This window comes from Saccharothrix sp. BKS2 (genome assembly GCF_047689505.1).
GTDB lineage: Bacteria > Actinomycetota > Actinomycetes > Mycobacteriales > Pseudonocardiaceae > Actinosynnema > Actinosynnema lopnurensis.
Window position 1 is genome coordinate 132262 of sequence record NZ_JAUQOL010000013.1, and the last position, 25483, is coordinate 157744.

Sequence of the window (25483 nt, forward strand, 5' to 3'; positions counted from 1 at the left end):
CGTGCTCGGTGGCGTCGTGCGGCATGATCACCCCATGGCGATCCAGCCGACCGACCGCGATCCCGACGCGGACGCGCGAGCCGCGCACGAGCCGGGTACGAGCGGACCGGTCGTGGCCTGCGGCACCTACGTCAACGGCGTGCGGCAACCCGGCCACCGCTCACCGGCCGAGGCGATCGCCGAGGTCCGCGCCAGTGGTGAGGGCTTCGTCTGGATCGGTCTGTTCGCGCCGGACGAGGAGCACGTCCGCGACCTCGCCGACGCCTTCGCGCTGCACGAACTGGCCGTCGAGGACGTCCTGCACGCCCACCAGCGCCCCAAGCTCGAACGCTACGAGCACAACCTGTTCATGGTGTTCAAGACGCTGCGCTACGTCGAGCACGAGTCGCCCACCACCGCCAACGAGATCGTCGAGTCCGGCGAGATCATGGTCTTCCTCGGCCACGACTACGTCATCACCGTCCGCTACGGCAGGCACTCCGCGCTGGGCGACCTGCGCACCGACCTGGAGGCCCGGCCCGAGTGGCTGGCCACCGGCCCCGCCGTGGTGCTGCACGGCATCGCCGATCGCGTCGTCGACGGCTACCTGGAGGTCGTCGAGGCGTTCCAGAACGACCTGGACCTGGTCGAGGCCGCCGTCTTCGCGCCTCGCGACGCCATCGGCGTGGACCAGGTGTACCTGGTCAAGCGCGAGCTCATGGAGCTGCGGCGGGCCGTGATGCCCCTGGCCGGGCCGCTGCTCGGGCTCAGCGACGGCACCAGCGGCCCCCTGGTGCCCGACGGTGTGCGCTCCTACTTCCGCAACGTCGACGACCACCTGACCACGGTCACCGAGCGCGTCACCGGCTTCGACGAGCTGCTCACCACCCTGGTCAACGCCACCCTGGCGAAGGTCTCGCTGCGGCAGAACAACGACATGCGCAAGATCTCCGCCTGGGCCGCCGTCATCGCCGTGCCCACCATGGTGGCCGGCGTGTACGGCATGAACTTCGACCACATCCCCGGACTGCGCTGGAAGTACGGCTACCCCCTGGTGTTCGCGACGACGCTGGCCGTCTGCCTGGTCCTGTACCGCCTGTTCAAGCACAACCGGTGGCTGTGAAGGACCGACGACGCGAGGGGCGGGTGCGCGAGGGGCACGTCGACGCCGAGCCCGACAGGGCGCGGGGTGCCTCGGGTGATCAACCGTCCCCCCTCGTCGCGGCCCGCCCTCCGCAGCACGCACTCCCGAGCCCGTCCGCGGCGAACTACCGCCCCCGGGCCCGGGACACCGGTGCGCGCCGGCGGTCGTCCTCTTCCCGCCGACCACCCGCGGCGGCTCCGCTACGGCGCCGGGACCGTGAGCTTGACCTGGACGGCCGGGTGGCCCCTGCTGGCGAGGCCGAGCTGGGTCAGGCAGCAGTTCCGCAACCGCGGCGAGTACATGAACCCGTCGATGCGCTCGCCGAGGTCGGGTCCGTTCGGTTCGAGGCCCGAGCGCCTGCCGATGGCGTTCGGGTCGTCGTCGACGACCTTGTTCCAGTCCGCGCCGAGCACGGTGGGCATGTCGGTCAGGTCGGCGAACGCGACGACGCTGTCGGCCATCCTGTCGTACGGTCCGCCGGGCCCGGTCTGGCAGCGGAGCGGCGGCATGTGCAGCGACGCCACCCGGATCCACCGGCCGTTGGTGAGCTTCACCTTGATCTTGGCGAGCCACCTGGTCATGATGCCCCCGCGCGGGCACGGACTGGCGTCGACGCCCTTCACCAGTCCGTAGTCCGCCACCTCGGTGGCGACGGCTCGGCGGATGAGCAGCGCGCTGCCGAGCTTGTCCTCGCTGTCGTCCTCCGCCGCCGACGTGCCGTGCCGGATGATCCAGGTCGACGTCTCGACGAAGTCGGAGAGCCTGACGTTCTTGGCCTCCTGGAGGAACACGACGTCCGCGTTCGGGGCGATGAGGTTCCTCCACTTGTCGCGGACCACGCTCTGGTCCGCGTCGAAGTTGATGTTCGCGGTGACGAAGCGGAGCTGTACCGCCCCGGCCGCCGACGCGGGGGCCGACGGGGCGAACGCGGTGAGGCCGGAGGCCACCAGGGCGGCGACGGCGGTGATCAACGTACTTCTCCTGTGCACGGACATGCCTTTCGTGGTCAGAAAAACGCACCGACTGAGGGGGTGGCGCCGCTGCCCCAGTGCAGGATCGCCGCGTAGAGCGCCCGCCGGCGATCGGCGCCGTTCTCGATCTGCGCGGTCGTGCACGGTGCCGTGCCGGCACCGCACACCCAGCCGTGCAGGAAGATCCGCCACCCGCCGTCCAGCGACGGGGTGACGTCCGCACCGCCGGGACCGCAGATCCCGGTGCCCGCGGTGGTCGTCAGGGCGTGCTCGGTCGCGCCCGCGAAGTCCCACTTGTCGCGCGAGCGCAGCCAGACCGTCGCGTAGCTGCAGTTGTGGTACCCGTACCGGGAGGCGAACAGGACGTACTCCGACCCGCGCTGCACCATGACCGGGTTCTCGACGATCCCGTCGCGCCGCAGGAGCTCACCGCTGGGGTTGCCCGTCCAGTGCAGTCCGCCGTCGCCGAGCCGCAGCATACGCAGCGACGACGGGGTCTGCTGGGTCTTGTACAGCAGGAACCGCCGCCCCTCCCCGTCCACGAACGGGGAGGGGTCGATCACGCCGGCACCCGCGACCGGGCGGCCCGGCACGGTGTCCTCACCGTCGTGCCTGCCGCCGGGGCACACCAGCGGGGTGTCGCCGACCGGCGTGTACGGGCCGCCCGCCTGGTCCGACGTCGCGGCGCCGATGCAGCGCTGCCCGCCGAAGCCCCTCGCGGCCGCCGAGTAGTACAGGACCCAGCCCGCCGAGGTGCGCCACGCGTCCGGCGCCCAGACCGCCTGACCGGTGTCCACCCAGGACGGCGGGTCGGACAGGTCGACGGCCGGGCCGACCTGACGCCACGGGCCGTTCGCCGTGTCGCCGCGGCTGACCCTGCCGTTCCCGGCCGTGCTGAACACGTAGAACTCGCCGTTGACCCGGAGCACGCCGGGGTCGGCGACGGATCCCTCCGGCGCGTAGACGGGCGACGGGCCGGCCGCCGTCGCCGGGGGCGTCACGAGCACGAACGCGCTCACCACCGTGAGCAGTACGGCACCGAAACCGGTCTTCCGGTACATGGACATCCTCCGAACGGATCAGCTTTCCCGGTTGAACGACCGCGTGCCGGACTCCCGGACGACCCGCCGATCGGCCCCAGGCGGGTGCGCGGGTCGTCGAGGTCCGGGCCCGCGCTACGCGGACGCGGCTCCCATCAGCGTGATCGTGATGACCGCCAGGACGGCCGGGATGATCACCGCGGTCCAGATGAGGATGCGGCGGATGGAGTGCAGGACCATGACGGTCTCGGCGGCGGCCTGCGCGGTGGCCTCGGCGGGTCCGCCCGCCTCGTTGATCCGCCGCAGGGACCGGGCGGCGTGGGCGGGTGACCAGGTGGGGCCGTTCCCGTAGTGGTCGCGCGGCGTGTCGGCGGCGGCCTGCCACGTCGGCGCCTGGGTTCGTTCCTCGCTCATGTGCTCTCCGCGTCGTGTGGGAGGTCAGTTGTCGGTCTCGTGCCGGTGGAGCCGGATCAGCGGGCCGGGTGCAGCGTTACCCCGGTCGGGACGGCGAAGACCGCCACCGCCCCCGGAGCGCCCGGCGGGCGCGGGGTCGGGCCCGTCCCGACCAGCACCGCCGCGCCGCCCGCCACCGTCGCGGAGGGCACCGAGGCCAGCGGCCCGTCGGGGCCCGTCCGCCACGACGCCGGCCCCACGGCGAAGCCCTGCTCACCGGCGGGTTCGTCGACCTCCACCCCCGACGGCCCGACCGACCGGGACGGGGACGACGGTTCGGGAGGTGGCGGGGTGCACCCCGTCACCACGAGCACCGCCGCCGGCAGGGCCAACCGCACAACGGCTCCTCCCGACCCGCGAACTCCGGCGGCTTCGACGTCCCGGGAGGGCCGCGGGTTCCGACCCGAACGGGTCGGTTCGGGGGAGGTCCTACGGCGTGCCGGGGAGCCGGACCGTGACGACCAGGCCGCCGGTCGGGCCGGGGGCCAGGTCGAGGGTCCCCTCGTGGGCGCGGACGATGCTGTGCACGATGGCCAGGCCGAGGCCGACGCCGGCGTGTTCGCCGGTGCGCACGCGTTCCGTTCCGCGCTGGAAGGGTTCGGTGAGGGTCGGCACCAGGTCCGGTGGGAGCCGGTGCCCCGTGTTCTCGACCTGCAACGTGCTGGTGCAGCCGTGCACCCCGGTGCGCACGGTGACGGTGCCGCCGGTGGGCAGGTTGTGGACGATGGCGTTCTGGACGAGGTTCGTCACCACCCGCGACAGCAGCTCGGTGGAGCCGTTGGTCCGGGCCTCCCCGCCGATGACGTCCAGGGTGGTCCGGCGCTGCTCGGCCAGCGGCAGCAGGGTTTCGGCGGCTTCTTCGGCGAGGAGGGAGAGGTCGACGTCCTCGCGGGTGAAGTTCCCGCGGTCGCCGCGGCTGAGCAGCAGCAGGGCCTCGGTGAGGTGGACGGCCCGCTCGTTGACGGCGTGCAGGCGTTCGACGAGTTCGCCGGGGTCGTGGGTCGGGTCGTTGCGGGCGACGTCGAGGAGGGTCCGCGAGATCGCCAGCGGGGTGCGCAGCTCGTGGGACGCGTTGGCGGCGAACCTCTGCTGCTCGGCGACGTTCGCTTCGAGCTGGGCCAGCATCGAGTCGAACGCGTCGGAGAGTTCGCGGAACTCGTCCTGGCCGCCCTCCAGGCGGATCCGGTGGGACAGGGACCCGCCCGCGGCCACGCGGGTGGCGTGGGTGATGCGGGTCAGCGGCGCGAGCATCCGGCCGGCCAGGACCCACCCGCCCAGCAGGCCGAACACCAGCAGGAGCGCCAGCACGACGGCGGCTCTCGGGGCGAAGGCGCGGAGCAGGTCGGAGCGGTTCGGCACGAAGCTCACGGGGAGGCGGGAGCGGCCGGGCGCGGGCGGCTGGGGGTTGTTGATCACCTCGGGCACGTAGCGCAGCAGGAACACCCACACCGTGACGAAGAGCAGGCCACCCGCCACCACCGCGAACCCGGCGTAGCTGAGGGTCAGCTTGAGCCGGACGCTCAACCCGGGCTCCCTGTTCACGATCCCCTCCCCCGCACCCGGCTGTCGGGCGCTGTGCCGATGCGCGGGTGAGCCTCGTCCTCCACGATCGGTACCCGCGACCCGGGGCCGCGATTCACCCCGCCGGGGTCGGCGCCGGGCGGCGCGGGTCCGCCGGCTCCTCCGCCCCGGTGCGCCACCAGCGGCGTGACGCCAGCGCGGCCAGCACGGCGCCGGTGGCGTTGACCAGCACGTCGTCCACGGAGGACACCCGGTCCAGCCGCAGGACGTACTGCGCGACCTCGACCAGGGCCGAGCAGCCCGCCCCGAGCGCCAGGACCCGCGGCACGGACGCCAGGGCCGCGAACCTCATCGGGGCGAAGAACCCCAGCGCCGCGAAGATCACCAGGTTGCCGCCGATGCCGAGCGGTCCCATGGTGACCAGGTCCCGCAGCGGGACCAGGCTGAACCGGCCGGGGACGGTGCCGGCGCCCGGTCCCGGCATCATGGTCAACCACACGAACGGCACCGTCCCGTAGACCACGCCCACCTCGGCCAGCGACAGCCGCCACGCCGAGGTGACGCCGGCGGCCCGGCGGCGGCGCGCCAGCGCCCACACCACCAGACCGGCCAGCGGCACCCCGACCAGCACCATGAGCACCACACCGTTCTCGGTGTCGTAGCAGCCGCGCCACCGCCCGGCCAGGCACCTCGGGGCGGCCATCAGCAGCGGCCGCCGCAGGGCGAACAGCACGCCCGCCAGGCCGAGGACCACCAGGCTGATGAGCACGATCCGGCGCGTGCGGTGGGGCGGTGCCGGCGGGGGTGGGCTCTGGGTCACACCTCCATTGGAGACGGAGGGCCGTTGCGGTGGCGTATGCGGTTTTGGATACGCCCGCGATACGCGAACCCGGCGCCGGCCCACCCGCCCTCGCGTCACACCACGTGCTTGTCCGCGTGGTTCAGCGCCTCGTCGAGGATCGCCAGGCCCTCCAGGGCCTCCTCCTCCGTGGTGTTGCACGGCGGGACCACGTGGATGCGGTTGTAGTTGTACACGGGCCACATGCCGGCCGCCTTGCAGGCCGCGACCACCTCGTTGACCGGCTGGTTCTCGGCGCCCGAACCGGCGTAGGGCACCAGCATCTCCCGGGTGCCGCGGTCGCGGACCAGGTCCAGCGCCCAGAAGACGCCCAGGCCGCGGACCTCGCCCACGGACGGGTGGTGGGCGGCGATCTCGCGCAGGCGGGGACCGATGACCGACTCGCCCAGCCACGCCGCGTGCTCGATCATGCGCTCGTCGCGCATCGCCTCGATGGTGGCGACGGCGGCGGCGCAGGCCAGGGGGTGGCCGGAGTAGGTGAGCCCGCCCTGGTAGACGCGGTCGCGGAAGGTGTCGTGGACGGCGTCGGAGATGAGGACGCCGCCCAGCGGGACGTAGCCGGAGTTGACGCCCTTGGCGAAGGTGATGAGGTCGGGCGCCACGTCCCAGTGGTCGACGGCGAACCAGGCGCCGGTGCGGCCGAAGCCGGACATCACCTCGTCCGCGATGTAGACGATGCCGTGGCGGTCGCACAGCTCGCGGACGCCGGCGAGGTAGCCGGGCGGGGGCACCAGGACGCCGGCGGTGCCCACGACGGACTCCAGGACGACGGCGGCGATGGTGCCGGGACCCTCGAACCGGATCACCTGGTCGAGGTGCGCCAGGGCGCGCTCGCACTCCTCGGCCTCGGTGGTGGCGTGGAAGTGCGAGCGGTAGAGGTAGGGGCCGAAGAAGTGGACGATGTTGGGTCCGCTGTGGGCGGCGGCGTCGTTGTCCCAGCGGCGGTGGTCGCCGGTCAGGCCGATCGCGGTGGCCGTGGCGCCGTGGTAGGAGCGGTAGGCCGACAGGACCTTGGGGCGACCGGTGTGCAGGCGGGCCATGCGGACGGCGTGCTCGTTGGCCTCCGCGCCGCCGCTGGTGAAGAACACCCGGTCGAGGCCGGGGGGTGCCAGCCCGGCGATCAGCCGCGCCGCCTCGCCGCGCACGTCGTTGGCGAAGGTGGAGGCGATCATGCAGATGCGGTCGGCCTGCTCCTTGATCGCCGCGACCACCTTCGGGTGACCGTGGCCGATGTTGGAGTTGATGAACTGGGAGGCGAAGTCCAGGTAGCGCTTGCCGTCGTAGTCCCAGAAGTGGCGGCCCCGCGCCGCGGCCACCGGGATGGGCGACACCGCGTCCTGGGCCGCCCACGAGTGGAACAGGTGTGCCCGGTCCAGTTCCCGGACCCGGACGCCCTCGTCGGGGTCCGGGGTGAACCCGTCCGGCAGCGCGGTGTTCGCCTCGCCGATGATCATCGTGGCACCATCCCTCGGTCTTGTTGGAAGTAGTGGATGTCGGCGCTGGTCGCGGCGAACACGCTGCGGTCGTCCCCGGGGCCCAGGAGCGCCGCGTTGCGGCGGCGGACGGGGTCGGAGAACGGGAGGCGGGCGCTGTCGCCGTAGCGGATGGCGCCGCTCGGGTCGCGGCGCGGCACCACCTCGGCGCGCGCGTGCCTGCTGGCGCTGAACGGCACGTCCAGCCGGCCCGCGGCGAACGCCGCCTCGATGCCCAGGGCCAGGTCCGGTCCCTGGAGCACGGGGTCGACCAGTTCGGCGACCTCGCGCTCGATCCAGTGCTGCTCCTCGGCCACGCGGTCCTCGTCCAGGCGGGCGAAGCCGAACAGGTCGGCCGCGCCGAGGGCGGCCAGCGCCAGGCCGTCGGCGTTGGCGCGCGCGTCGGGGATGCCCTCGGCCTCCTGCTCGGTCTTGGTGACGACCTTCGCCGCGCCGCCGAGCCGGGCGACGAGCCCGCCCTGCACGATGAGCGCCGAGGCCGCCGGGCGGCTCCTCGGGAAGGGCCCCATGTACTGGTGCAGCACCGCGTGGACCTCGACGCCGAGGTAGCGCCGCGCCAGCGAGCGGATGGCGCGCAGCGCCGCGACGTCCTGGTGGGTCTCGCCGCCCTGCGGGTAGGAGACGGACAGGCACCGCACGCCCGCCTCGACCGCGCCCACCGCCTCCAGCAGGGTCATCGCGATGCTGGTGGACGGCGGGACCAGGACCGCGGTGAGCGTGCCGAACAGCTCGCGGTCGACCACCACGCCGTGCTCGGCCAGCAGGCCGCACACCTGGTCGACCTCCCGCCACGCGCGCAGCGAGACCGCGAGCGGCACGTCCTTGGCGTAGGGCAGGTTGTAGCCGATCGGGCCGCCCTCGAAGGAGGTGATGCCGGCCGCGAGGGCGACGGCGAACAGGTCCCGGGGGTCGGGCGAGCCGTGCCGCACCTGGAGGGGGACGCCGACGGACGCCACCAGCTCCCGGCCGCGCCGCCACCCGTGGGCGACGAGCGGGTAGCCGTTGAGGTCGGCGGGGCTCCCGGCCGCCAGCCGGGCGGCGGTGGCGAAGTCACGCAGGCGGGTGTGCGAGTCGATGGTGATGGTGAGGATGCCGGGGCCCGCGCGCTCCAGGGTGCGCAGGAGGTCGACCATGCCGTCGTGCGCGCCGATCCCGCAGCGCGGCTGGGTCACCGGGACGCCCGCGGCGCCGGCGTCGGCGAGCACGTCGGCGACGCGTCGCCGCCCCGGGGTGGCCAGCCGCTCCAGCACCTCCGACCACGGCGGCAGCGCCGCGGCGACCTCGGGGTCGAGCGACAGGCCGGGCACCTCAGCCATCGACGGCGCCCACCGGGGTCGCGGCGCGCAGCACGTCCAGCAGCAGGACCAGCTCGGTGGCGTCGGTGAGCACGTGGTCGACGCCGAGTTCGCGCAGCCGCTCCGCGGCGCGGCCGTCCTTGCGGCTGCCCACCGACAGGTTGCCGCCGACGACCACCGGCCGGTCGAGCAGGCCGGCGGCGCGCAGCCGCGGCAGGTCGGCCAGGTCGGTCACCGCGTGGCCGTTGACGCTGCCGATCAGCACCGCCTCGGCCTCCGGGTGCTCCAGCAGGGCGGTGGCGAACTCGGTCAGCGGCGTGCACACGCCGAGGTTGACCACGGTGAAGCCGTGCCCGGTCAGCTGCATGGCGATCAACCGGTTGGCGACGGCGTGCGCGTCGCTCGCGGCCACGCCGAGGATCACCGTCCGTCCGGTGGGTTCGTTCACGGGGGCTCCTTTGCCGTCCTGCGGGATCACGTCCTGCGCCATCATGTCCTGGGGGATTCCGTGTCGCGGGTTCCGTGCTGCGGGATTCCGCGCCGCGGGTCAGTCGTCGAACGCGGCGAACAGCTCGCGGCTGGAGACGTCGGCCAGCCGGTCCGGGTCGTACTCGGCCGGGTCGGCGACGCGCAGCGAGTCGAAGACCGCGTCGATGGCGGGGACCAGGCCCCAGACGTGCCGGTAGGGCGGCCAGCCCGGCGTGCCCGCCGCGGCGTCGGCCTCGCGGGCGAAGATGTAGTCCGCCCACTGCCGGCTCATCGGGAAGCGGTGGTGGAAGTCGTGGCAGACGGTGTCCCCGGTGAGCACGAGGTAGCGCGCCGGGAAGTGCACCACCAGCAGCCGCGCCCACCACCGGGTCCACGCCGCGGCGGCGCGCGGCCCGCGCAGCGCGCGGTCCGGGGCGCGCTCCCCGATGAAGATCGCGTTGGTCAGGCTCGCGAAGTACGCCCGGCCGCGCCGGTCGCGCTGGTCGGCGGTCGGGAAGGTGTGCTTGACGCACAACCGCAGGGTGTTGCTGACCTGGAAGAACACCGTGAGCGGCAGCAGCCAGCAGACCAGCAGGAACACCGCGGCGTCGGCGGCCACGGCGGTCGCCGCGACCGAGCCGTGCAGGGCAACGGCCCCGATCCTGGCGCGGGTGGACGAGCCGTGCGCGTAGGAGCGGACGCGGGCGATCAGGAACGTGGTGTGGAACCGCGGGGAGACCAGCAGCCCGAGCACCCGCCGCCACATGTCCCGCCGGGACATGCCCGGCCGCAGCCGCAGCGTCAGCAGGAACGCCTGCACCGTCGGGTCGCGCAGCGTCATGTGGTTCACCGCGTGGTGGTCCACGACGTGCTCGCGGCTGTAGGCGGTGAAGCCCTGGATGACCAGCAGCGCCGCGATGAACCGCCCCAGCGCCGAGTCGGCCCGGCGCCGGTTCCACATGTTCCGGTGCGCGCACTGGTGGAACATCATCATGCGCAGGTTGCGGATGCCGTGCAGCACCATCGACCAGCAGGGGACGAGCAGCAGCAGCGCCCAGCCCGACCAGCGCAGCGCGAACCACCCCGCCACGAGCCCGCAGCCCACCGAGAGCAGCGCGTTGACCAGGTGCGCGGTCGGGGTGAAGCGGAACGGCCGCTGCCCGGCGGTCGGCTTGCCGGTGAGCAGGGTCAGCGGCAGCGCCAGCACCCCGAGGCGCGGCATGGAGTCGCGGACGGACACCCCGTCCCGGTGCTCACCCATCGGGACGTCGTGCACCGGGGGCAGCGGCGCGCCTCCCCCCGCCGAGCCGATCACCGCTCCCCCGCCGCTCTGGTGTCGAGCTCCTCCGCCAGGGCCAGCAGGTCCGCGATGACGGCGTCCACCTGGGCGGGGGTGGTGTCCGGGTTGAGCATGATCAGCTTGAGGTAGACCCGGCCGCCGTTCAGGTGGGTGCGGGCGATCAGCGCGCGGCCCTGCTCCATCACCCGGCGGCGCAGCGCGCCGTTGAACGCGTCGGGGTCCTGCGGCCCGTCGGGCAGGTAGCGGAACAGCAGCGCCGTCATGGGCGGGTCCACGGGCACCTCCACCCGCGGGTGCTCGGCCAGCCGGGCGGCGGCGTGCCGGGCCAGGTCGTGGCAGGTGTCGACCAGCTCGGCCAGCCGGCGCGCGCCCAGGGTCCGCAGCGTGACGGCGATCTTGAGCGCGTCCACCCGGCGCGTGGTCTGGAGCGAGGTGTTCTGCGAGCCGATGTAGCCCGCCAGCGTGTCGTCGTCGGCGCTCAGGCAGGTCGTGGGGTCGAGCCCGAAGGACGCGAGGGTGTCCGCGGCGCGCACCAGCATGACCGCGGCCGAGGCGGGCACCCAGCCGAACTTGTGCAGGTCGAGGGTGACCGAGTCGGCGCGCTCGATGCCCTTGAGCAGGCCGCGCAGGCGCGGGGAGAACAGCGCGCCACCGCCGTAGGCCGCGTCGGCGTGCAGCCACACGCCGTGCCGCTCGGTGACCTCGGCGATCTCGTCCAGCGGGTCGACCACGCCCAGGTCGGTGGAGCCCGCGCAGGCGATGACCGCCACGGGGACCTCGTTCTCGGGCAGCCCGGCCAGCACGCGCTCCAGGGCGTCGCCGCGCATCCGGCCGTCGGCGTCGGTGGGGACCGTCCGCAGCGCGTCCTCGCCGATGCCGATGATCCGGGCGCCGCGCTGGATGGAGAAGTGGATGCCCTCGGGGCACACGACCACCGGCTGCACGCCCAGGGCGGGCAGGCCCTCCTTGGCCGCGAACCGGACGGTGCGCAGCCCGAGGGTGGTGTCCCTGGCGGCGATGAGCGCCATCAGGTTGGACACGCTGCCGCCCGCGGTGAGGGTGCCGCCGCAGGTGGCGGGGTCGTAGCCGACCAGCGCGCCGAACTCGGCGATGACCCAGCGGTCCAGGGCGAGCCCGAACGGGCCGCTCTCCCACGCGTGCAGCGACTGGTTGAGGGTGGCGGCGACCACCTCGGCGGCGACGGCCGCGGCGGTGGGCGGGCACTGCATCCGGGCCAGCGCGGCGGGGTGGGTGACGTCGACCGACCAGTCCGCGAACGGGCCCGCGAGCGCGGTCAGCGCGTCGGCCGGGTCGCAGCCCTCCTCGGGGAGCAGCGGCCCGGACAGGACGGCGTCGGCGGCGGCGCGGGCGCCGGCGGGTCCGCCCGCCCGGACCGGGCCGGGGCGGTCGACGGCGGCCTTGGCGACCAGGTCCAGTGCCGTGTCGAGCAGGGTGCGCAACTCGACGAGCCCGGCCGGGGTGCCCGCGGGGCTGTACGACGTCTCGGATCGTGTCATGGTGATCTTCCTCGGTGCGTTACGCGGCGGGTGCCTTGCTGGGGACGCTGTCGGGGTGGTCGGGGAATTCGGTCAGCCGCGGGACGGGCGAGAACACGACCCACAGCAGGGCCAGCACGAAGGAGCAGGCGGCGGCGAAGAGGGCCGGTCGCAGCCCGATGGACTCGCCGAGCACGCCGCCGACGAACGCGCCCAGCGGCAGCGGGCCCCAGGCCAGGAACCGGCAGCCGGAGTTGACCCGGCCCAGCAGCCGCGCCGGGGTGATGGCCTGGCGCAGGCTCACCACGTGGATGGTGGCCGTCGTGGCGCCCAGCTGGCCGAGGAACAGGCCCAGCGCCATCATCGCGATGCCCGCCGCGCCCCCGGGCGCCAGCGGCAGCAGCAGCGGCGCCAGGCAGCACAGCAGCACCTCGGCGACGATCGCCCGGCCCAGGCCCAGCCGGCGCTTCACCGCGCCCGCGGTGATCGCACCCAGCAGGGAGCCCAGCGCGCCCAGGGCGAACAGGAGGCCGATGGTCGACGACGACAGGCCGAGCTGGCGCGCGGCGTAGACCACGAACACCGTCTGGAGGGCCATCCAGCAGAAGTTGTAGGTGCCCGCCTGGAGCGCGCACGCGCGCACGTAGGCGTTGCCGAACACCAGGCGCAGCCCCTCGCCGATGCTGCGCACGACGGACGTCCGCTGCTCCGGCCGCTCCGGTTCGGGTTCGGGGCGGCGGATCGCGGTCAGGCCGAGCACGGAGACCACGTAGGAGGCGCCGTTGACCAGCAGCGCGATCGGCGCGGTGAGCCACCCGACGAGCACGCCCGCCAGCGCGGGTCCGCCGACCTGGGCGACGGAGCTGCTGGCCTGGAGCTTGCTGTTGCCCTCCACCAGGTGCTCGCGCGCGATGAGGGAGGGCAGGTAGGACTGGTAGGACACGTCGAAGATCGCGGTGAAGGTGCCGATGGCGAAGGCGACGGCGTAGAGGTAGCCGATGTGCAGCACGTCCAGCACCGCGCACAACGGGATGCTGGTCACCAGCACGGCGCGGGCCACGTTGCTCCACACCATCAGCGGTTTGCGCGCCCGCCGGTCGACCCACACCCCGATGAGCAGGCTCAGCCCCAGGAACGGGGCGTAGGACGCCGCGTTGAGCAGGCCGAGCTCCGCGGGGCCGGCGTCGAGCTGGTAGACCGCCGCCAGCGGCAGCGCCAGCTGCGTCACCTGGGCCCCGAACTGGGAGACGGTCTCACCGCCCCACAGGCACAGGAAGTCCCGGTCGCCCCACAGGGCGCCCATGCGCCTCTTCACGCGCCGCCGTCCGGGTGGTCGACGTGGAAGGCGCAGCCGATCTGGGCGCCGTTGGACATGCTGACGATGCCGGTGTGCACGTCCGGGATGCCGCGCACGAGCATCCCGGCGTAGCGGGAGCCGACCATGAGCACCCCGTAGGCCACCACCATGTCGCGCAGGCCGGGCGCGTCGTCGGCCACGAACCGCTCGGTCAGCGGGTAGACGCGGCGCTGCACCACGAAGGGGCCGTCGACCGCCCCGGTGACGACGCGGTGCCACTCGTCGGCCGGGGTGGTCCACCCGGTGACGACGCCGACGCCGCCGTAGAGCAGGGTCGGCTTCAGCACCAGGTGCTCCTGGTTGGCCAGCGCGTAGGGCAGCAGGTCGACGGTGTCGCCGTCCACGTGGACCTTCTCGTCGCGCACGAACCGCGTCCACGGCAGCACGCGGTCCACCAGCGCCCGCTCGGCCTCGTCGAACGCGCCCGCGTTGCGCTCGTCGCTGAGCATGGCGAGGCTGCCCTTGTTGCCGTACAGCTCGCAGTCGAGCCCGGCGAACATGAACGTGTGCCCGGCCTCGTGGGCGGCGAGCAGCGGCGCGACGAGGTCGTGCCCGCGCTGGTCGTCGGTGATCTCGCCGGGCAGGAAGATGCGGTAGACGATGTCGACCTTGCGCCCGTGGACGTAGGGGACGCCGTCGCGGTACTCCAGCTGCCCCAGGTGGCACACCACCGGGTCGAAGCCCAGGCGCATCCACACCGGGACGGTGAAGTCCAGCCACGGCTTGCTCTTGTCGAACCCGTCGGGCCACTCGGTGATCGCCAGCAGGGGCCGCGACGGCATGTCCCGGTCGGCGCACTCGGCGCGCAGCAGGTCGGCGATGGCCTCCAGCGGACGGGCGGCGACCAGGTCCTCCTCCGCCATGAACCGCCGGAAGGGCAGGTCGTGGCGCATGGCGTCGGTGAACTCGGTCATCTGCCACCCGCCGAGCGCGCTGCCGGTGTTCAGCTCCATCAGGCGGAACCCGTCGGGCTCGCGGTACATGTCGGCGCGCGACATCGGCGCGGGCGGGCGGTCGGCGCCGCGCAGCACCAGGTCGGTCTGGGTGCGGGACATGCCGACGGCGGTGGCGAACGCGCGGCGGTCGCCGCCGAACAACCGCTCGGGCAGCGCCGTCAGCAGGTCGAACACGCCGTTGAGGTCGTCCTCCACCCGCTGCCGCTCGGTGGTGGACAGGAACACCGGCCGGTTCAGCGCCTCCCCGCCGCCCGCGCCGTAGCGGAACCACTCGACCCCGCGCACGCCGGAGACCACCATCCGCTCCCGGCCCCGCTCGGCGGCCAGGAACCGGCGGGTGACCGCGTTCTCGGCCCGCGCGCCCAGCGCGGCGGCCGGGCCGCCCGACTGCACCACGCGCACGGCGTCCTCGGCCAGGTCCAGCGCCACCGAGCAGTTCCGCGCGGTGTCGGCCACCGCGATCAGGGCGGCCGTGCGCGGGGTGAGGGACTTCGGCGGCAGGGCCAGGGCCGTGCCGGGCGCGGCGAGGGCGACGGCCTCGGCGATGCCGGGGACGGCCTGGGCGGTGGCGAGGTCCACCGACTCCACCACGCCGTCGCGCAGCGGGTACAGGAACCGCACCTCCGCCCACCCGGTGACGCGGGGGGTGAGGTCCGGCGTCGCGCCCATGGCCAGGTCGGCGGCCGCCAGGGCCAGGTCGATCCCGGTGGCGAGCCTGCCGACGTGCGGGATCAGGTCGCCGCCGAGCCGGCCGTTCAGCTCCACCACGCGCGGCCCGGCCGCGGTCAGGCGCAGCTCGGTGTGGGTGACGCCGAGGGTGACGCCGAGCGCGGCGTGCGCGGCCCGCACCTGCTCGGTGACGGCCGCCGCCCAGGGCTCGTCCCGCCACGGGCCGACCAGGTGGCCGACCTCCTCGAAGTAGGGCGGGAACCCCAGGCGCTTGCGCGCGACGAACACCGGGTGGACGACGCCGTCGACCACGCAGCAGTCGACGCTGATCTCCGGGCCCGCCAGGAACTCCTCGACCAGCACCCCGGGTTCGACGCGCAGGCCCGCGAACCCGGTGCCGGCCGCGGTGGCGTAGGCGGCGTCCAGGCCGTCGGCGTCCTCGGCGACCACGACGCCCAGGCTGCCCGCCAGGGAACGCGGCTTGAGCACGACCGGGTAGCCGATCTCGGCCGCGGCGGCGCGGGCCTCCTCCACGCCGTGCGCCAGGCGGTGGCGGACCGCGGGCAGGCCGGCGTCCCGCAGCGCGGTCCTGGCCCGGTACTTGTCGCGGCAGGCCGCGGCGGCCGACGGCGACAGGTGCGGCAGCCCGAGCCGGTGCGCGACCTCGGCGGTGGCGGCCAGGGACACCTCGTCCCAGGTGTAGACGCCCTCGACGCCCAGGTCGGCGACGGCGGGCGCCAGCGCCTCCGGGTCGGTGGTGTCGGCGGTGCGCGAGTCCACCAGGTACGGGGCCTCCCAGGTCACCGGCTGCCCGGTCACCAGCGCCACGTCGTAGCGGGCCGCGATGGCCGCCAAGGCGTACTCGCGGTACTCGCGCAGCCTGCTGCCCACCACGGCGATCCTGCGGCGCCCGACGCTCATCCGGCCATCCCCTCCTCCTGGCCCGGAACGTGTTCCAGGACCTGTTCCACGACGTGCTGCCACCCCGGCTCCGGCACCGGCACCGGCTCCGGCACCGGCGCGCACCGCAGGCGCAGGGCGGCGAGGGTACGGCCCACGGCGGCCTCCACCTCGGCGCTGGTCGGGCCGCTGAACCGGAAGCGGGCCCCGACGTGCTCGTAGCCGCCGACCCTCGGGATGACGCTGCCCTCGGCCGGGACGACGGCGGCGTACGGGCCGTCGGCGAGGTCCAGGCCCGACTCGACGACCACGCAGGGCGTGGGCACCGGGACGGGGACCAGCAGCCAGCCGCCGATCCCGCCCAGCCCGGGGTCGGCGCACACCGGGGCGCGCCCCAGCTGGATGTCGACGGCCGCCGCCATGAGGTCGATGCCGTGCACCTCCCGCCACAGGAACGGGATCTCCGCGCCGCCCACCCGGGCGCCCGCCTCCAGGAAGGTCAGCAGCACCCCCTCGGGGGTGCGCTCGGCGAACGCCTCCAGGTGGAACACCCACGGCCCGTCGCCGAGGGCGGCCCCGACCCGCGCGGCGAGGCTCCCGGCCGCGGCGCGCACCGCGTCGTCGTCGGACTCGACCGAGCCGAGCGCGACGCCCTCGGTGAACTCGCGGCAGGTGTTGACGTAGCGCGAGACCCGCCACGGCCCCAGCGCCTCGCCCGTCCACAGCCCGTCGACGTGCAGCACCTCGTGCGGGACGTGCGCCTGCACCAGGTGCGGCTCGGCGGCCAGGTCGGCGGTGAGGTCTGCGCCGGCCAGGTCTGCGCCGGCCAGGTCTGCGCCGGCCAGGTCGGCGGGCCCGCGCAGCACCCGCACGCCCCGGCTCGCGGTGCCCCGGCGCGGTTTGACCACCACGGGCCAGCCCTCGTCGTCGGCGAAGGCGAGCACGGCGGCGGTGTCCGGCGCGGCGGCGGTGGGCGGGACCGGCACCCCGGCGGCGGCCACGGCGGTGACCATCGTGAGCTTGTCCCGGAACGGCGCCAGCGCGTCCGGGCCCTGACCGGGGCAGCCGAGCTCGTCGCGCAGCGCGGCGGCGGCGTCGAGGTCGCCCTCGTTGAGCGCGACGACCCGGTCCGGCCTGCCCAGCCGGTCGACGGCGGCGCGCAGCTGGGCCAGGTCGTCGGTGGCGGCCACGACCACGACGTCGGCCGCGGTCGGGGGCACCGACTCCGCGCCCAGCGCCGTCGTCACGTACGACACGCGGTGGGCCGCGTGGTCGAGGTAGTCCGCGTACCGGGCGTGGTGGTCGCGCCAGCGGTGGACCACGAGGATGTGCTCACGGGTCATGGTGCCGTCCCGCCTGTAGCGCTCCGGTCTTGGGCGCTCCGGTCCTGCGCGCTCCCGGCCTGCGTGCTCCGGGCGTGGGCGACGAGGACCTGGCCCAGCGCGATGCCGCCGTCGTTGGTGGGCACCTGCCGCTGGCAGTGCGCCGCCAACCCGGCCCGCCGCACCTCGACCAGGCAGTTGAGCAGGAGGAACTCGTTGAGGAACACGCCGCCGGAGAGCACGACGTCGCGCGGGGCGCCCGGGGCGCCCGCGATCAGCGCGCACTCCTCGGCCACCACCCTCACCACGGCGCTGTGGAAGCGCCTGCTCAGCTCCGGGGTGCCGACGCCCGCCGCGAGGTCGTCCGCCAGCGCCCGCACCACCGGGGCGGGGTCGAGCTCCACCAGGTCGTCCACCGGGGTCCGGTCGAAGCGGTACCTCGGGTCCGGGGCCGCCAGGGTGTGGTCGCGGTCGAGCAGGCCCTCCAGCTCGATGGGGCCCTGCGCCTCGTACTCGGCCAGCGAGCACACGCCCAGCAGCGCCGCCACGGCGTCGAACAGCCTGCCCATGCTGGAGGCCGGCGGGGCGTTGACGCCGCGCCGGGCCATGGTGGCGAAGACGTGCCTGCGCTGCTCGTCCAGCTCCGCGAGCGCGGGGAAGGCGGCCACGGCCGCGCCCGGCTCGCCGAACACGTCGAGGGCCAGGGCGTAGCCGGTGCGGATCGGCTCGCGCACGGCCTGGTCGCCGCCGAGCAGCGGCAGCCTGCGCAGCCGGGCCACGCGCACCGCGTCCGCGTAGCCGCCCACCAGGAACTCGCCGCCCCAGGTGGTCTCGTCGGGGCCGTAGCCCGCGCCGTCGAAGACCACGCCGATGGCCGGGCCCGCCACGCGGTTCTCCGCCATGCAGGAGGCCATGTGCGCGTGGTGGTGCTGCACCCGGTGCACCTCGTCCACCGGCTGCTCGCCGACGGCGAAGCGGGTCGCGCGGAACTGCGGGTGCAGGTCGGTCGCCGCCACCCGGGGCGCCAGCTCGTGCAGGTCGGCGAGGTGGCGGGCGGTGCGCCGGTGGGACTCGAAGGTCTCGTCGTTCTTGAGGTCGCCGATGTGCTGGCTGAGGTAGACGCGGGTGCCGTGCGACAGCGCGACGGTCGTCTTCAGCTCGGCCCCGTAGGCCACGACCGGGGTCAGCGGCACGCCGGTGTCCACCGGGTAGGGGGCGTAGCCGCGCGAGCGGCGCAGGAAGCTCACGACCGGCTCGTCCAGCTCCGGGTGGCTGGACCAGCGGACCACCGAGTCGTCCACGCGGACCTCGATGTCGCGGTCGTGGTGCAGGACCAGGTCCGCCACGGCGAACAGCCGGGCGAGGGCGTCCGCGTTGCGGTACTCGATGGGGAAGCCGGAGATGTTGCCGCTGGTCATCACCAGCACGTCGAGGCCGGGCCGGTCGACGAGCAGGTGGTGGTGCGGCGCGGACGGCAGCATCACGCCCAGGTTGGGGTTGCGCGGGGCGATGGTCCCGGGCAGCGCGCCCGGCCGCTTGCGCGCCAGCACGACGGGGCGCGCGGGCGAGTCGATGAGCTCGACCTCGCCGGGGGTGGGCGCGGTGACCTCGGCCGCGGTGGCGAGGTCGCGGACCATGATGGCGAACGGCTTGGCGTCGCGGCGCTTGCGGGACCGCAGGCGGGCGACGGCGGCCCCGTTGCGGGCGTCGACGGCGAGGTGGAACCCGCCGACGCTCTTGATCGCCACCACCTCGCCGCGCGCCAGCGCCGCCGCGGCGGCGTCGAGCGCGGCCGGTCCGTCCACTGCCGACCCGTCGGCGGCGGTCGCGGTGAGGCGCGGCCCGCAGTCGGCGCAGGCGTTGGGCTGGGCGTGGTAGCGGCGGTCGAGCGGGTCCTCGTACTCGGCCCGGCACGGGTCGCACATGGTGAACGCGGCCATCGTGGTCTGCGCCCGGTCGTAGGGCAGCGCGCGCACGATCGAGTAGCGCGGCCCGCAGTTGGTGCAGTTGATGAACGGGTAGCCGTGGCGGCGGTCCGCCGGGTCGCGCAGCTCGGCCAGGCAGTCCGCGCAGACGTAGGAGTCCGCCGGGACGATGGCGGACCTGTCGCCGCCCAGCCCGCTGGCGCGGATGGTGAAGGCGTCCTCGCCGGGGACGGGGACGACGTCGCGGGTCACCGCGACCCGCTCGACCCTGGCCTGGGGCGGGGCGAGCGCGGTGAGGCCGTCGGTGAAGGCGTCGAGTGCGTGGTCCGCGCCCTGCACCTCGATCAGCACGCCCTGCGGGTCGTTGAGCACCCAGCCGGTGACGCCGAGGTCGACGGCCAGCTTGTAGACGAACGGCCGGTAGCCCACGCCCTGCACCACGCCCGCGACCCGCACCCGCCGGCGGGCGGCGGTCCCGGTCAGCACAGGCGCGGCAGCTCGGCGCCGAGCAGCTCGTCCACGCGGGCCGCGGTGCCGTCCTCGGCGCGGGAGAAGACGCCCGCCCCCTCGTCGGTCCCGACCTCGCCGATCGTCACCGCGTGACCGCCGTAGCGGTGGGCGCGCAGCGCGGCCAGCACGTCGGCCTCGGCCGCCGGGTCGACGAACAGCGCCAGGCAGCCCTCGTTGGCCGTGTGGATCGGGTCGATCCCGAGCATGTCGGTCGCCATCCTGGTCTCGAACTGCACCGGCAGCGCCGCCTGGTCGAAGCGCACCGGGCGGCCGACCGCCGCCGCGTACTCGTGCAGGACCGCGGCCAGCCCGCCCCGGGTCACGTCCCGCATGGAGCGCACCGCGCCCGCGGGCACGGCGGCCAGCAGCTCGTCGACCATGCCGTTGAGGGGCGCGCAGTCGCTGAGCACGCGGGTCTCGAAGCCCAGGCCCTCGCGGATGGACAGCAGGTGCACGGTGTGGTTGCCGATCGGCCCGGACAGGACGACCCGGTCACCGGGCCGCACGTGCCGCATCCGCAGCGGCTCGCGCTCGAACACCCCGACGCCCGCGGTGTTGAGGAAGATCTTGTCGGCCTCGCCGCGCCCGACCACCTTGGTGTCGCCGCACACCACGTGGACACCGGCCTCCAGCGCGGTGTCCCGCACCGAGGTGACCACCTGGCGCAGCCGCTCCATCGGCAGCCCGGCCTCGATGATCATGCCTAGGGTGAGGTAGAGCGGGCGGGCGCCGACCACGGCCAGGTCGTTCACCGTGCCGCAGACGGCGATCTTGCCGATGTCGCCGTTGCCGAAGAACGGCGGGTCGACGACGAAGGAGTCCGTCGTCATGGCGATGCGCCCGCCGGGCAGCGGCAGGGTGGCGCTGTCCTCCATCTCGCCGAGGTACGCCTCGCCGAGCAGGTCGACGATCTCGCCGATGAGTTCCTGGCTGAGCTTGGCGCCGGTTCCGTGGTCGAGCACGACCTCGGCGGAGGTGGCCAGCGTCATGGGAGTGGTCCCCTTTGTCCTCGGTCTGTCCTGGTCTGCGTGCCGGCCGGGGGCCGGGCTCTTCGGGGGCCGGGCTACGGGTAGATGCTGACCTTCTTGCGCGGCAGCTCACCGGACTCGTCGAGGATGCGCAGGATGTCGGAGGACTCGGCGATGGTGGCGCAGTAGCCGTCCAGCCACGCCAGCGACCGCTCCTTGGCCTCCGGGTCGCCGGAGACCACGCAGTCGGAGGGGACCCACACGTTGTAGCCGCGGAAGAAGGCGTCCGCCGCGGTGGTCTGCACGCAGATCTGCGTCTGGAGGCCGGTGACCAGCACCGTGTCCACGCCCGCCGCCTGGAGCCGTTCGTGCAGCTCGGTCTCGTAGAAGCCGCTGTCCTTGTGCTTGACCACGACGTCGTCGGCCGGGTCGAGGAAGTCGGCCAGGATCGCCGCGCCCGGGGTGCCCAGCTGCACCGGCAGGTGGCCGTTGGCGTCCCACTCCGCGTTGGGGTCCTCCGGCAGGTTGATCAGCTGGAGGTGGAACACGCGGTGCCCCCGGCTCCTCATGCCGTCGAGGAACGCGACGAAGTCCGCCTTGGCCTCGGCGATCCCGGCGGCGCGCTGCGGCGTCTTGTCCACGATGTCGGACTGGAGGTCGTTGGTGAGCACGGCGACTTTACCCACGGCAATTCCTCGATCTGGACAGGGCGGCAGACCCGTACCGGCAGTACGGGTAGCGGCCATTCGGATCAGCGGGACCGGCATTCGGACAGGGACCAGCCCCCGCCGCCCGAAATGGACGGCAGCGAGAACATACCTAGCCGATCAGCCGCTTACAACGAGGCAATATAAATTGCTTGGAGTGATCAGCATCACATAAAACTCCGGCCACTCGACCGCTTGACAGGGTTGTTTTGTTGCCTTTTTTCCAGGTCGTGAACATTCCCGCAATCCGCTGGTCACACCGGCTCCGGTGCGAGGTCCCGACTGGTCAGGAGAGCGGTTCGGGATGCGCCCCGGGCGGTCGCGAACGGTTCACCGGGACTTCTCAGGATCGTGCGGTGCGCCATCCCGTGATGTTCGTCGCCACGTGCGCCGCCGCAGCGGAGAGTAGGCGGTTGATGACCGGAAGGGGTGGGAAAAGAACACCACAAGCACCTGGGTGATGCGCGGACAATGACCCGCGAGGGTGATTTAACGGTTACCCGTCGCGCGGGTGCCGAGGCGGTCAGGACGGGTCACCGGCGGGGAGTGCGCGCCGAAGACCGGCACGTCGGCGTCGCGCCGGCGGACCCGGTCGCAGCGCATCACTGGAAGACGACGTCCGTGCAGGAGTAGTAGGCCCGGTCCGAGCCGGGGGCCTGCCACACCGAGTAGATCACGTGGCGGCCGGTGCGGTCGAGCGCGTTCACCGTGAACGAGACCTGGTCGACGTTCGTGATACGACCGGTGGTCACGACCAGGTCGAGGTGGTTCCAGCCCAACGGCGAGGTCGTCGCGTCGTAGCCCTGCTTCGTCAGGTACACCCGCAGGTGGTCGGCGCCGAGGCGGGGCCGGTCGGTCACGACGACGGTGGACAGCCTGCCCCTGACGGCCGCGCGCCACCCACCCGGTTCGTCCAGCGCCGCGTAGCGCGCCTGCCCGGCGCTGCACAGCCGGCCGTTGGGGACCGGACCCGCCGCGCCGTCGCGGTACACCCCCTCCGTGTACCACCTCCCGCTCGGGTCGGCCTGCCAGAGCCGCCGGCACATCGGGTCGGCCTGGGGCATCGTCGGGTCCAGGGGGTTGGTGTTCCACCGCTGCCAGCAGCCGTAGGTGCGCGACGGCGGATCGGTGGGGGTCCCGTACGCCTCGGCGAGGCCGGTCGACACGCTCGCCATGAGCGCGCCGACGACCAGGAGCGTCGCGGAGACCCGGGCGAGCAGGCTCCTGCCGTTCGCCGGCAGCGGTGTGAGCGCCACTTTCTCCTCCTCGTCGGCGAAGTCGACCTCACCGAACGCCCGGGTGGTCGGACGCGCGTCACGCCCGGGTGAACACCGCCTCGAAGCCCTTCGGCACCAGCAGGTTGTGGAACTCGGGCGTCGACCGGTCCGCGTCGGGCGCCGACACCCGGTGGTGGCGGGTGAGCCAGAACGCGGCCAGCGTCAGCTGGACCATGCCGAGCTGCGTCCCCACGCACACCCGCGGCCCCGCGCCGAAGGGCACGTACGAGTGCTTGCGCGGCGTCCTCCGGGGGTCCAGCCAGCGGTCCGGGTCGAGCACGTCCGCGGCCGGCCACCACCGCGGGTCGCGGTGCAGGAGGTAGGGGCTGAACATCACCTGGTCCTCCGGCCCCAGCTCCCACTCGCCCAGCGTGGTCGGCCGGACCGCGGTGCGGCCCATCAGCCACGTCGGCGGCCACAGCCGCAGCACCTCCCGCACCACCGCCTCGGTGTGCGGCAACGCCGTCGGCGGCGGCTCCCCCGCGCCGTCCCACGCGGCCGATTCGGCGGCCACCCGCGCCCACAGGTCCGGCCGGACGACGAGGGTCCGGACCAGCCACGTCAGCGACGCCGCCGGCACGCCGTACGCGGCCAGCAGGAGGCCCCGGATCAGCCGCTGGACCCGCAACTCGTCCAGCCGCGGTGCGCGCGCCGCCAGCAGGACGTCCAGCAGGTCACGCGGTTCGCCCGACGGGCCGGCGGACAGCCTGCGGCGGATCCGCGCGGTGATGGTGTCCAAAGTGGCGTCGCGGGCCCGCACGAAGCGCTTGACCTTCCGGGACGGGAACCACTCGGGGAACAGCTGCGAGCTGCCGGACAGCGGCTCGATCGCCTCGGCGTTCTCCGCGACGACCCGCGGCACGCCGTCGGCGTCGGCCCCCAGGCAGAAGTCCGCCGCCGCCCGCCCCGAGAAGGACTTCATCAGGGCGAGCACGTCGACCCGCCGGCCGCCGGACTCGTCCAGCGTCCGCTCGAACAACGCGCGCAACCGTCCTGTGTGGGCGGTCGCGGCGGCCCGGTTCAAGCCGTGCCAACCCGAACGGCGGGCGCTCATCCAGGTCTGCGCGTCGTCCGAATCGCGCCGCGCGTCGAACCGCGTGGCGACCGCGGAACTCGCGCTGGAGAAGTCGTCGTTCGTCCTGGCGAACAGCTCGTGCACGAGGTCCGGGTCCCGGACCACGATCGTGCGCTCGTCGAACGAGAAGACGTCGCCGTACTCGTCGTGGCAGCGCCGGAGGAACCCCATGCGGTCGCGGTCGTAGTCGATCGTGTTGCCGACGAGCCACCGCCCCGCCGGTCCGGGCGGGCGCGCCCTCGTGCTGGTCAACGGTGCTCCAGGGGTCCGCGGCCGGGGCGGGCGGGCAGCCCGCCCCGGCGGCCGGTCAGTCGGCGATGGCCCAGTACACGTAGAAACCGCCCATGCGGGTCTTGCCCAGCAGGCGGGCGGCGACGTGGCGAAGGTGCTTCATGGTCCCTCCAGTGGTCCGAGCCGTTCCCTGGTGAACGTCACCTTCATCATGCCCACCCACCACCGGGTTGTGAACAACTCCATTGGAGTGGAATGCAAACCCGCGATGTCATGCTGTTCGAGCTGGAATTCCCGGGTATTTCGACAGAAGAGCCCCGGTAGGCGCACCGGCGGGCACTTCGGTTGATCGAATTGCGGCCGTGACCGCGCGTAACCAGCGGGGTTCACCCGGCCGTCCGTCCGAAGAGGACGGACGGCGGGGAGCCGGAGCGGACCGGCCGGTCCACGGCACCGCGGCGGTGGTGGCCGAGCGGTGGTGGGAACTACGAGGACGGCCGCGTCGTGCGACCGGTCCGGTCGAGGGCGGGATCGGGGCTGGGATCGAGGCCGGGGTCGGGATCGAGGCCGGAGTTGAGACCGGGATCGAGGTCGGGGTCGGGTTCGCCGCCGTCGCCTTGCCCCGCGCCGCGGGCACGCCCGACCAGCGTGTCCTGGTAGCGGAGCGCCCACCGCGCGATCAGCGGCGCGACCGCCGGCAGGACGAGGTCGAGGACGTTGCTCAGCGGCGGCACGCCGGCCAACCGAGCGGGCCCGAGCCAGCGGGGCACGGTGACGGTGCGGTGCCCGTACCCGGTGAGGCACCGGTGCACCTCGTCGGCGACGTGCTCGGGCCGGGTGCCGAACGTGCGGCCCCGCCGCCCCTCGTCGTCGTCCGGTCGGAGGCCGGCCGCGCGGAGGAGCCACTCCGTGCGCACCGGACCGGGGTTGACGCTGTGGACGCGCACGCCGGGCGGCGCTTCCCGCCGCAGGGCGTGGACGAGCCCGTCGACCGCCGCCTTGGTGGCCGAGTACAGCGACAGGGGCGGGATCGGCACCCACCCGGCGACGGAGGCGACCATCACCACGTCGCCGCGCCGCCGCGCGAGGTGCGGCAGGGCCAACCGGGTCAGGTCGGCGACCGCGATCACGTTCAGCGCCACCACCTCGTGGACGGCCTCCGCGTCCAGGTCGGTGAGCAGTCCCGCCCGGCCCTGGCCCGCGTTGTTGACCAGCGCGTCGAGCCGGCCGTGGCGTTCGACGACGTGCTCGACCAGCTCACGGCGCTGCCGGGGGTCGGTGAGGTCGCAGGCGACCGGGTGGACGGTGCCGGGCAGGTCGCGGGCCGTTGCCCGCAGCCGTGCCTCGTCACGGGCGCACATCACGACGGTGGCGCCGGAGGCCGCGAGGCGCGCGGCGGTCGAGCGCCCGATGCCGGCGGAGCCGCCCGTCACCAGCACGACCCGACCTTCGACCGGCCGTTGGGGGAACATGGGGGTGGCGTACCCGTTCGACGCCGGTCGACACCGGGATGCCCGGGTCGGGTCAACCCGTCACGGCGGGGCACCGCGCCGCATTGCCCGGATCG

General features: G+C 74.0%; 21 protein-coding genes. 1 reads left to right on the top strand and 20 read right to left on the bottom strand.

Going from position 1 to position 25483, the window contains the following annotated elements:
* Nucleotides 1-34 precede the first annotated feature (34 nt).
* Complete coding sequence (locus tag Q5530_RS26945; RefSeq protein WP_415365571.1) at nucleotides 35-1102, top strand: magnesium and cobalt transport protein CorA; 1068 nt, start codon at nucleotides 35-37, stop codon at nucleotides 1100-1102.
* A 221-nt stretch (nucleotides 1103-1323) separates the two neighbouring features.
* On the opposite strand, the gene Q5530_RS26950 is transcribed toward Q5530_RS26945, so the two are convergent.
* The 20 genes from Q5530_RS26950 to Q5530_RS27045 all read right to left on the bottom strand — a co-directional run bounded on the left by Q5530_RS26950 (nucleotide 1324) and on the right by Q5530_RS27045 (nucleotide 25388).
* Complete coding sequence (locus Q5530_RS26950; RefSeq protein WP_415365572.1) at nucleotides 1324-2094, bottom strand: endonuclease/exonuclease/phosphatase family protein; 771 nt, start codon at nucleotides 2092-2094, stop codon at nucleotides 1324-1326.
* Between the two features lie 35 nt (nucleotides 2095-2129).
* Nucleotides 2130-3155, bottom strand: a complete 1026-nt coding sequence (locus tag Q5530_RS26955) for a glycoside hydrolase family 43 protein (RefSeq protein ID WP_415365573.1) — start codon at nucleotides 3153-3155, stop codon at nucleotides 2130-2132.
* A 114-nt stretch (nucleotides 3156-3269) separates the two neighbouring features.
* The gene (locus tag Q5530_RS26960) at nucleotides 3270-3548 is read right to left on the bottom strand and encodes a hypothetical protein (protein ID WP_415365574.1); all 279 of its coding nucleotides are present in this window, start codon (nucleotides 3546-3548) and stop codon (nucleotides 3270-3272) included.
* A 56-nt stretch (nucleotides 3549-3604) separates the two neighbouring features.
* Nucleotides 3605-3925, bottom strand: a complete 321-nt coding sequence (locus Q5530_RS26965; RefSeq protein ID WP_415365575.1) for a hypothetical protein — start codon at nucleotides 3923-3925, stop codon at nucleotides 3605-3607.
* A gap of 91 nt (nucleotides 3926-4016) precedes the next feature.
* On the bottom strand, nucleotides 4017-5129 hold the full coding sequence (locus tag Q5530_RS26970) for a sensor histidine kinase (protein WP_415365576.1): 1113 nt from the start codon (nucleotides 5127-5129) through the stop codon (nucleotides 4017-4019).
* Between the two features lie 94 nt (nucleotides 5130-5223).
* Complete coding sequence (locus Q5530_RS26975) at nucleotides 5224-5877, bottom strand: VanZ family protein (RefSeq protein ID WP_415365577.1); 654 nt, start codon at nucleotides 5875-5877, stop codon at nucleotides 5224-5226.
* Between the two features lie 146 nt (nucleotides 5878-6023).
* The gene (locus tag Q5530_RS26980; RefSeq protein ID WP_415365579.1) at nucleotides 6024-7421 is read right to left on the bottom strand and encodes an aspartate aminotransferase family protein; all 1398 of its coding nucleotides are present in this window, start codon (nucleotides 7419-7421) and stop codon (nucleotides 6024-6026) included.
* On the bottom strand, nucleotides 7418-8776 hold the full coding sequence (locus Q5530_RS26985) for a methylaspartate mutase (protein ID WP_415365580.1): 1359 nt from the start codon (nucleotides 8774-8776) through the stop codon (nucleotides 7418-7420). The genes Q5530_RS26980 and Q5530_RS26985 overlap by 4 nt, the downstream gene beginning before the upstream one ends.
* Nucleotides 8769-9203: a cobalamin-dependent protein gene (locus Q5530_RS26990; protein ID WP_415365581.1), complete on the bottom strand. Its 435-nt coding sequence runs from the start codon at nucleotides 9201-9203 to the stop codon at nucleotides 8769-8771. Before Q5530_RS26990 ends, Q5530_RS26985 begins: the two co-directional genes overlap by 8 nt.
* Nucleotides 9204-9302: 99 nt before the next feature.
* Nucleotides 9303-10538: a fatty acid desaturase gene (locus tag Q5530_RS26995; RefSeq protein WP_415365582.1), complete on the bottom strand. Its 1236-nt coding sequence runs from the start codon at nucleotides 10536-10538 to the stop codon at nucleotides 9303-9305.
* Nucleotides 10535-12040: a pyridoxal phosphate-dependent decarboxylase family protein gene (locus Q5530_RS27000; RefSeq protein WP_415365583.1), complete on the bottom strand. Its 1506-nt coding sequence runs from the start codon at nucleotides 12038-12040 to the stop codon at nucleotides 10535-10537. The genes Q5530_RS26995 and Q5530_RS27000 overlap by 4 nt, the downstream gene beginning before the upstream one ends.
* 19 nt (nucleotides 12041-12059) lie before the next feature.
* The gene (locus Q5530_RS27005; protein WP_415365584.1) at nucleotides 12060-13322 is read right to left on the bottom strand and encodes an MFS transporter; all 1263 of its coding nucleotides are present in this window, start codon (nucleotides 13320-13322) and stop codon (nucleotides 12060-12062) included.
* Nucleotides 13323-13330: 8 nt separating this feature from the next.
* Nucleotides 13331-15922, bottom strand: a complete 2592-nt coding sequence (locus tag Q5530_RS27010; RefSeq protein ID WP_415365585.1) for an ATP-grasp domain-containing protein — start codon at nucleotides 15920-15922, stop codon at nucleotides 13331-13333.
* Nucleotides 15919-17244 carry an ATP-grasp domain-containing protein gene (locus Q5530_RS27015; protein WP_415365586.1) on the bottom strand — a complete coding sequence of 442 codons (1326 nt, stop codon included), beginning with the start codon at nucleotides 17242-17244 and terminating at the stop codon, nucleotides 15919-15921. Before Q5530_RS27015 ends, Q5530_RS27010 begins: the two co-directional genes overlap by 4 nt.
* Entirely contained in the window at nucleotides 17241-19634 is a 2394-nt protein-coding gene (gene hypF, locus Q5530_RS27020; RefSeq protein ID WP_415365587.1) for a carbamoyltransferase HypF, read from the bottom strand. Before hypF ends, Q5530_RS27015 begins: the two co-directional genes overlap by 4 nt.
* The gene (hypE, locus tag Q5530_RS27025) at nucleotides 19628-20647 is read right to left on the bottom strand and encodes a hydrogenase expression/formation protein HypE (RefSeq protein ID WP_380631591.1); all 1020 of its coding nucleotides are present in this window, start codon (nucleotides 20645-20647) and stop codon (nucleotides 19628-19630) included. Before hypE ends, hypF begins: the two co-directional genes overlap by 7 nt.
* Before the next feature lie 74 nt (nucleotides 20648-20721).
* On the bottom strand, nucleotides 20722-21312 hold the full coding sequence (locus tag Q5530_RS27030; protein WP_415365588.1) for a cysteine hydrolase family protein: 591 nt from the start codon (nucleotides 21310-21312) through the stop codon (nucleotides 20722-20724).
* Nucleotides 21313-21935: 623 nt separating this feature from the next.
* Entirely contained in the window at nucleotides 21936-22589 is a 654-nt protein-coding gene (locus tag Q5530_RS27035) for a lytic polysaccharide monooxygenase (protein WP_415365590.1), read from the bottom strand.
* A 58-nt stretch (nucleotides 22590-22647) separates the two neighbouring features.
* Nucleotides 22648-23937, bottom strand: coding sequence for a cytochrome P450 (locus tag Q5530_RS27040; RefSeq protein ID WP_415365591.1), 1290 nt, complete (start codon nucleotides 23935-23937; stop codon nucleotides 22648-22650).
* A 464-nt stretch (nucleotides 23938-24401) separates the two neighbouring features.
* Nucleotides 24402-25388 carry an SDR family oxidoreductase gene (locus Q5530_RS27045; RefSeq protein WP_415365592.1) on the bottom strand — a complete coding sequence of 329 codons (987 nt, stop codon included), beginning with the start codon at nucleotides 25386-25388 and terminating at the stop codon, nucleotides 24402-24404.
* Nucleotides 25389-25483: the final 95 nt, after the last annotated feature.

Coding starts and splice junctions, on each gene's coding strand:
- Q5530_RS26945 (WP_415365571.1), top strand. CDS start 35: ATGGCGATCCAGCCGACCGACCGCGATCCCGACGCGGACGCGCGAGCC.
- Q5530_RS26955 (WP_415365573.1), bottom strand. CDS start 3,155: ATGTACCGGAAGACCGGTTTCGGTGCCGTACTGCTCACGGTGGTGAGC.
- Q5530_RS26960 (WP_415365574.1), bottom strand. CDS start 3,548: ATGAGCGAGGAACGAACCCAGGCGCCGACGTGGCAGGCCGCCGCCGAC.
- Q5530_RS26980 (WP_415365579.1), bottom strand. CDS start 7,421: ATGATCATCGGCGAGGCGAACACCGCGCTGCCGGACGGGTTCACCCCG.
- Q5530_RS26985 (WP_415365580.1), bottom strand. CDS start 8,776: ATGGCTGAGGTGCCCGGCCTGTCGCTCGACCCCGAGGTCGCCGCGGCG.
- Q5530_RS27000 (WP_415365583.1), bottom strand. CDS start 12,040: ATGACACGATCCGAGACGTCGTACAGCCCCGCGGGCACCCCGGCCGGG.
- Q5530_RS27005 (WP_415365584.1), bottom strand. CDS start 13,322: ATGGGCGCCCTGTGGGGCGACCGGGACTTCCTGTGCCTGTGGGGCGGT.
- Q5530_RS27010 (WP_415365585.1), bottom strand. CDS start 15,922: ATGAGCGTCGGGCGCCGCAGGATCGCCGTGGTGGGCAGCAGGCTGCGC.
- Q5530_RS27015 (WP_415365586.1), bottom strand. CDS start 17,244: ATGACCCGTGAGCACATCCTCGTGGTCCACCGCTGGCGCGACCACCAC.
- hypE (WP_380631591.1), bottom strand. CDS start 20,647: ATGACGCTGGCCACCTCCGCCGAGGTCGTGCTCGACCACGGAACCGGC.
- Q5530_RS27045 (WP_415365592.1), bottom strand. CDS start 25,388: ATGTTCCCCCAACGGCCGGTCGAAGGTCGGGTCGTGCTGGTGACGGGC.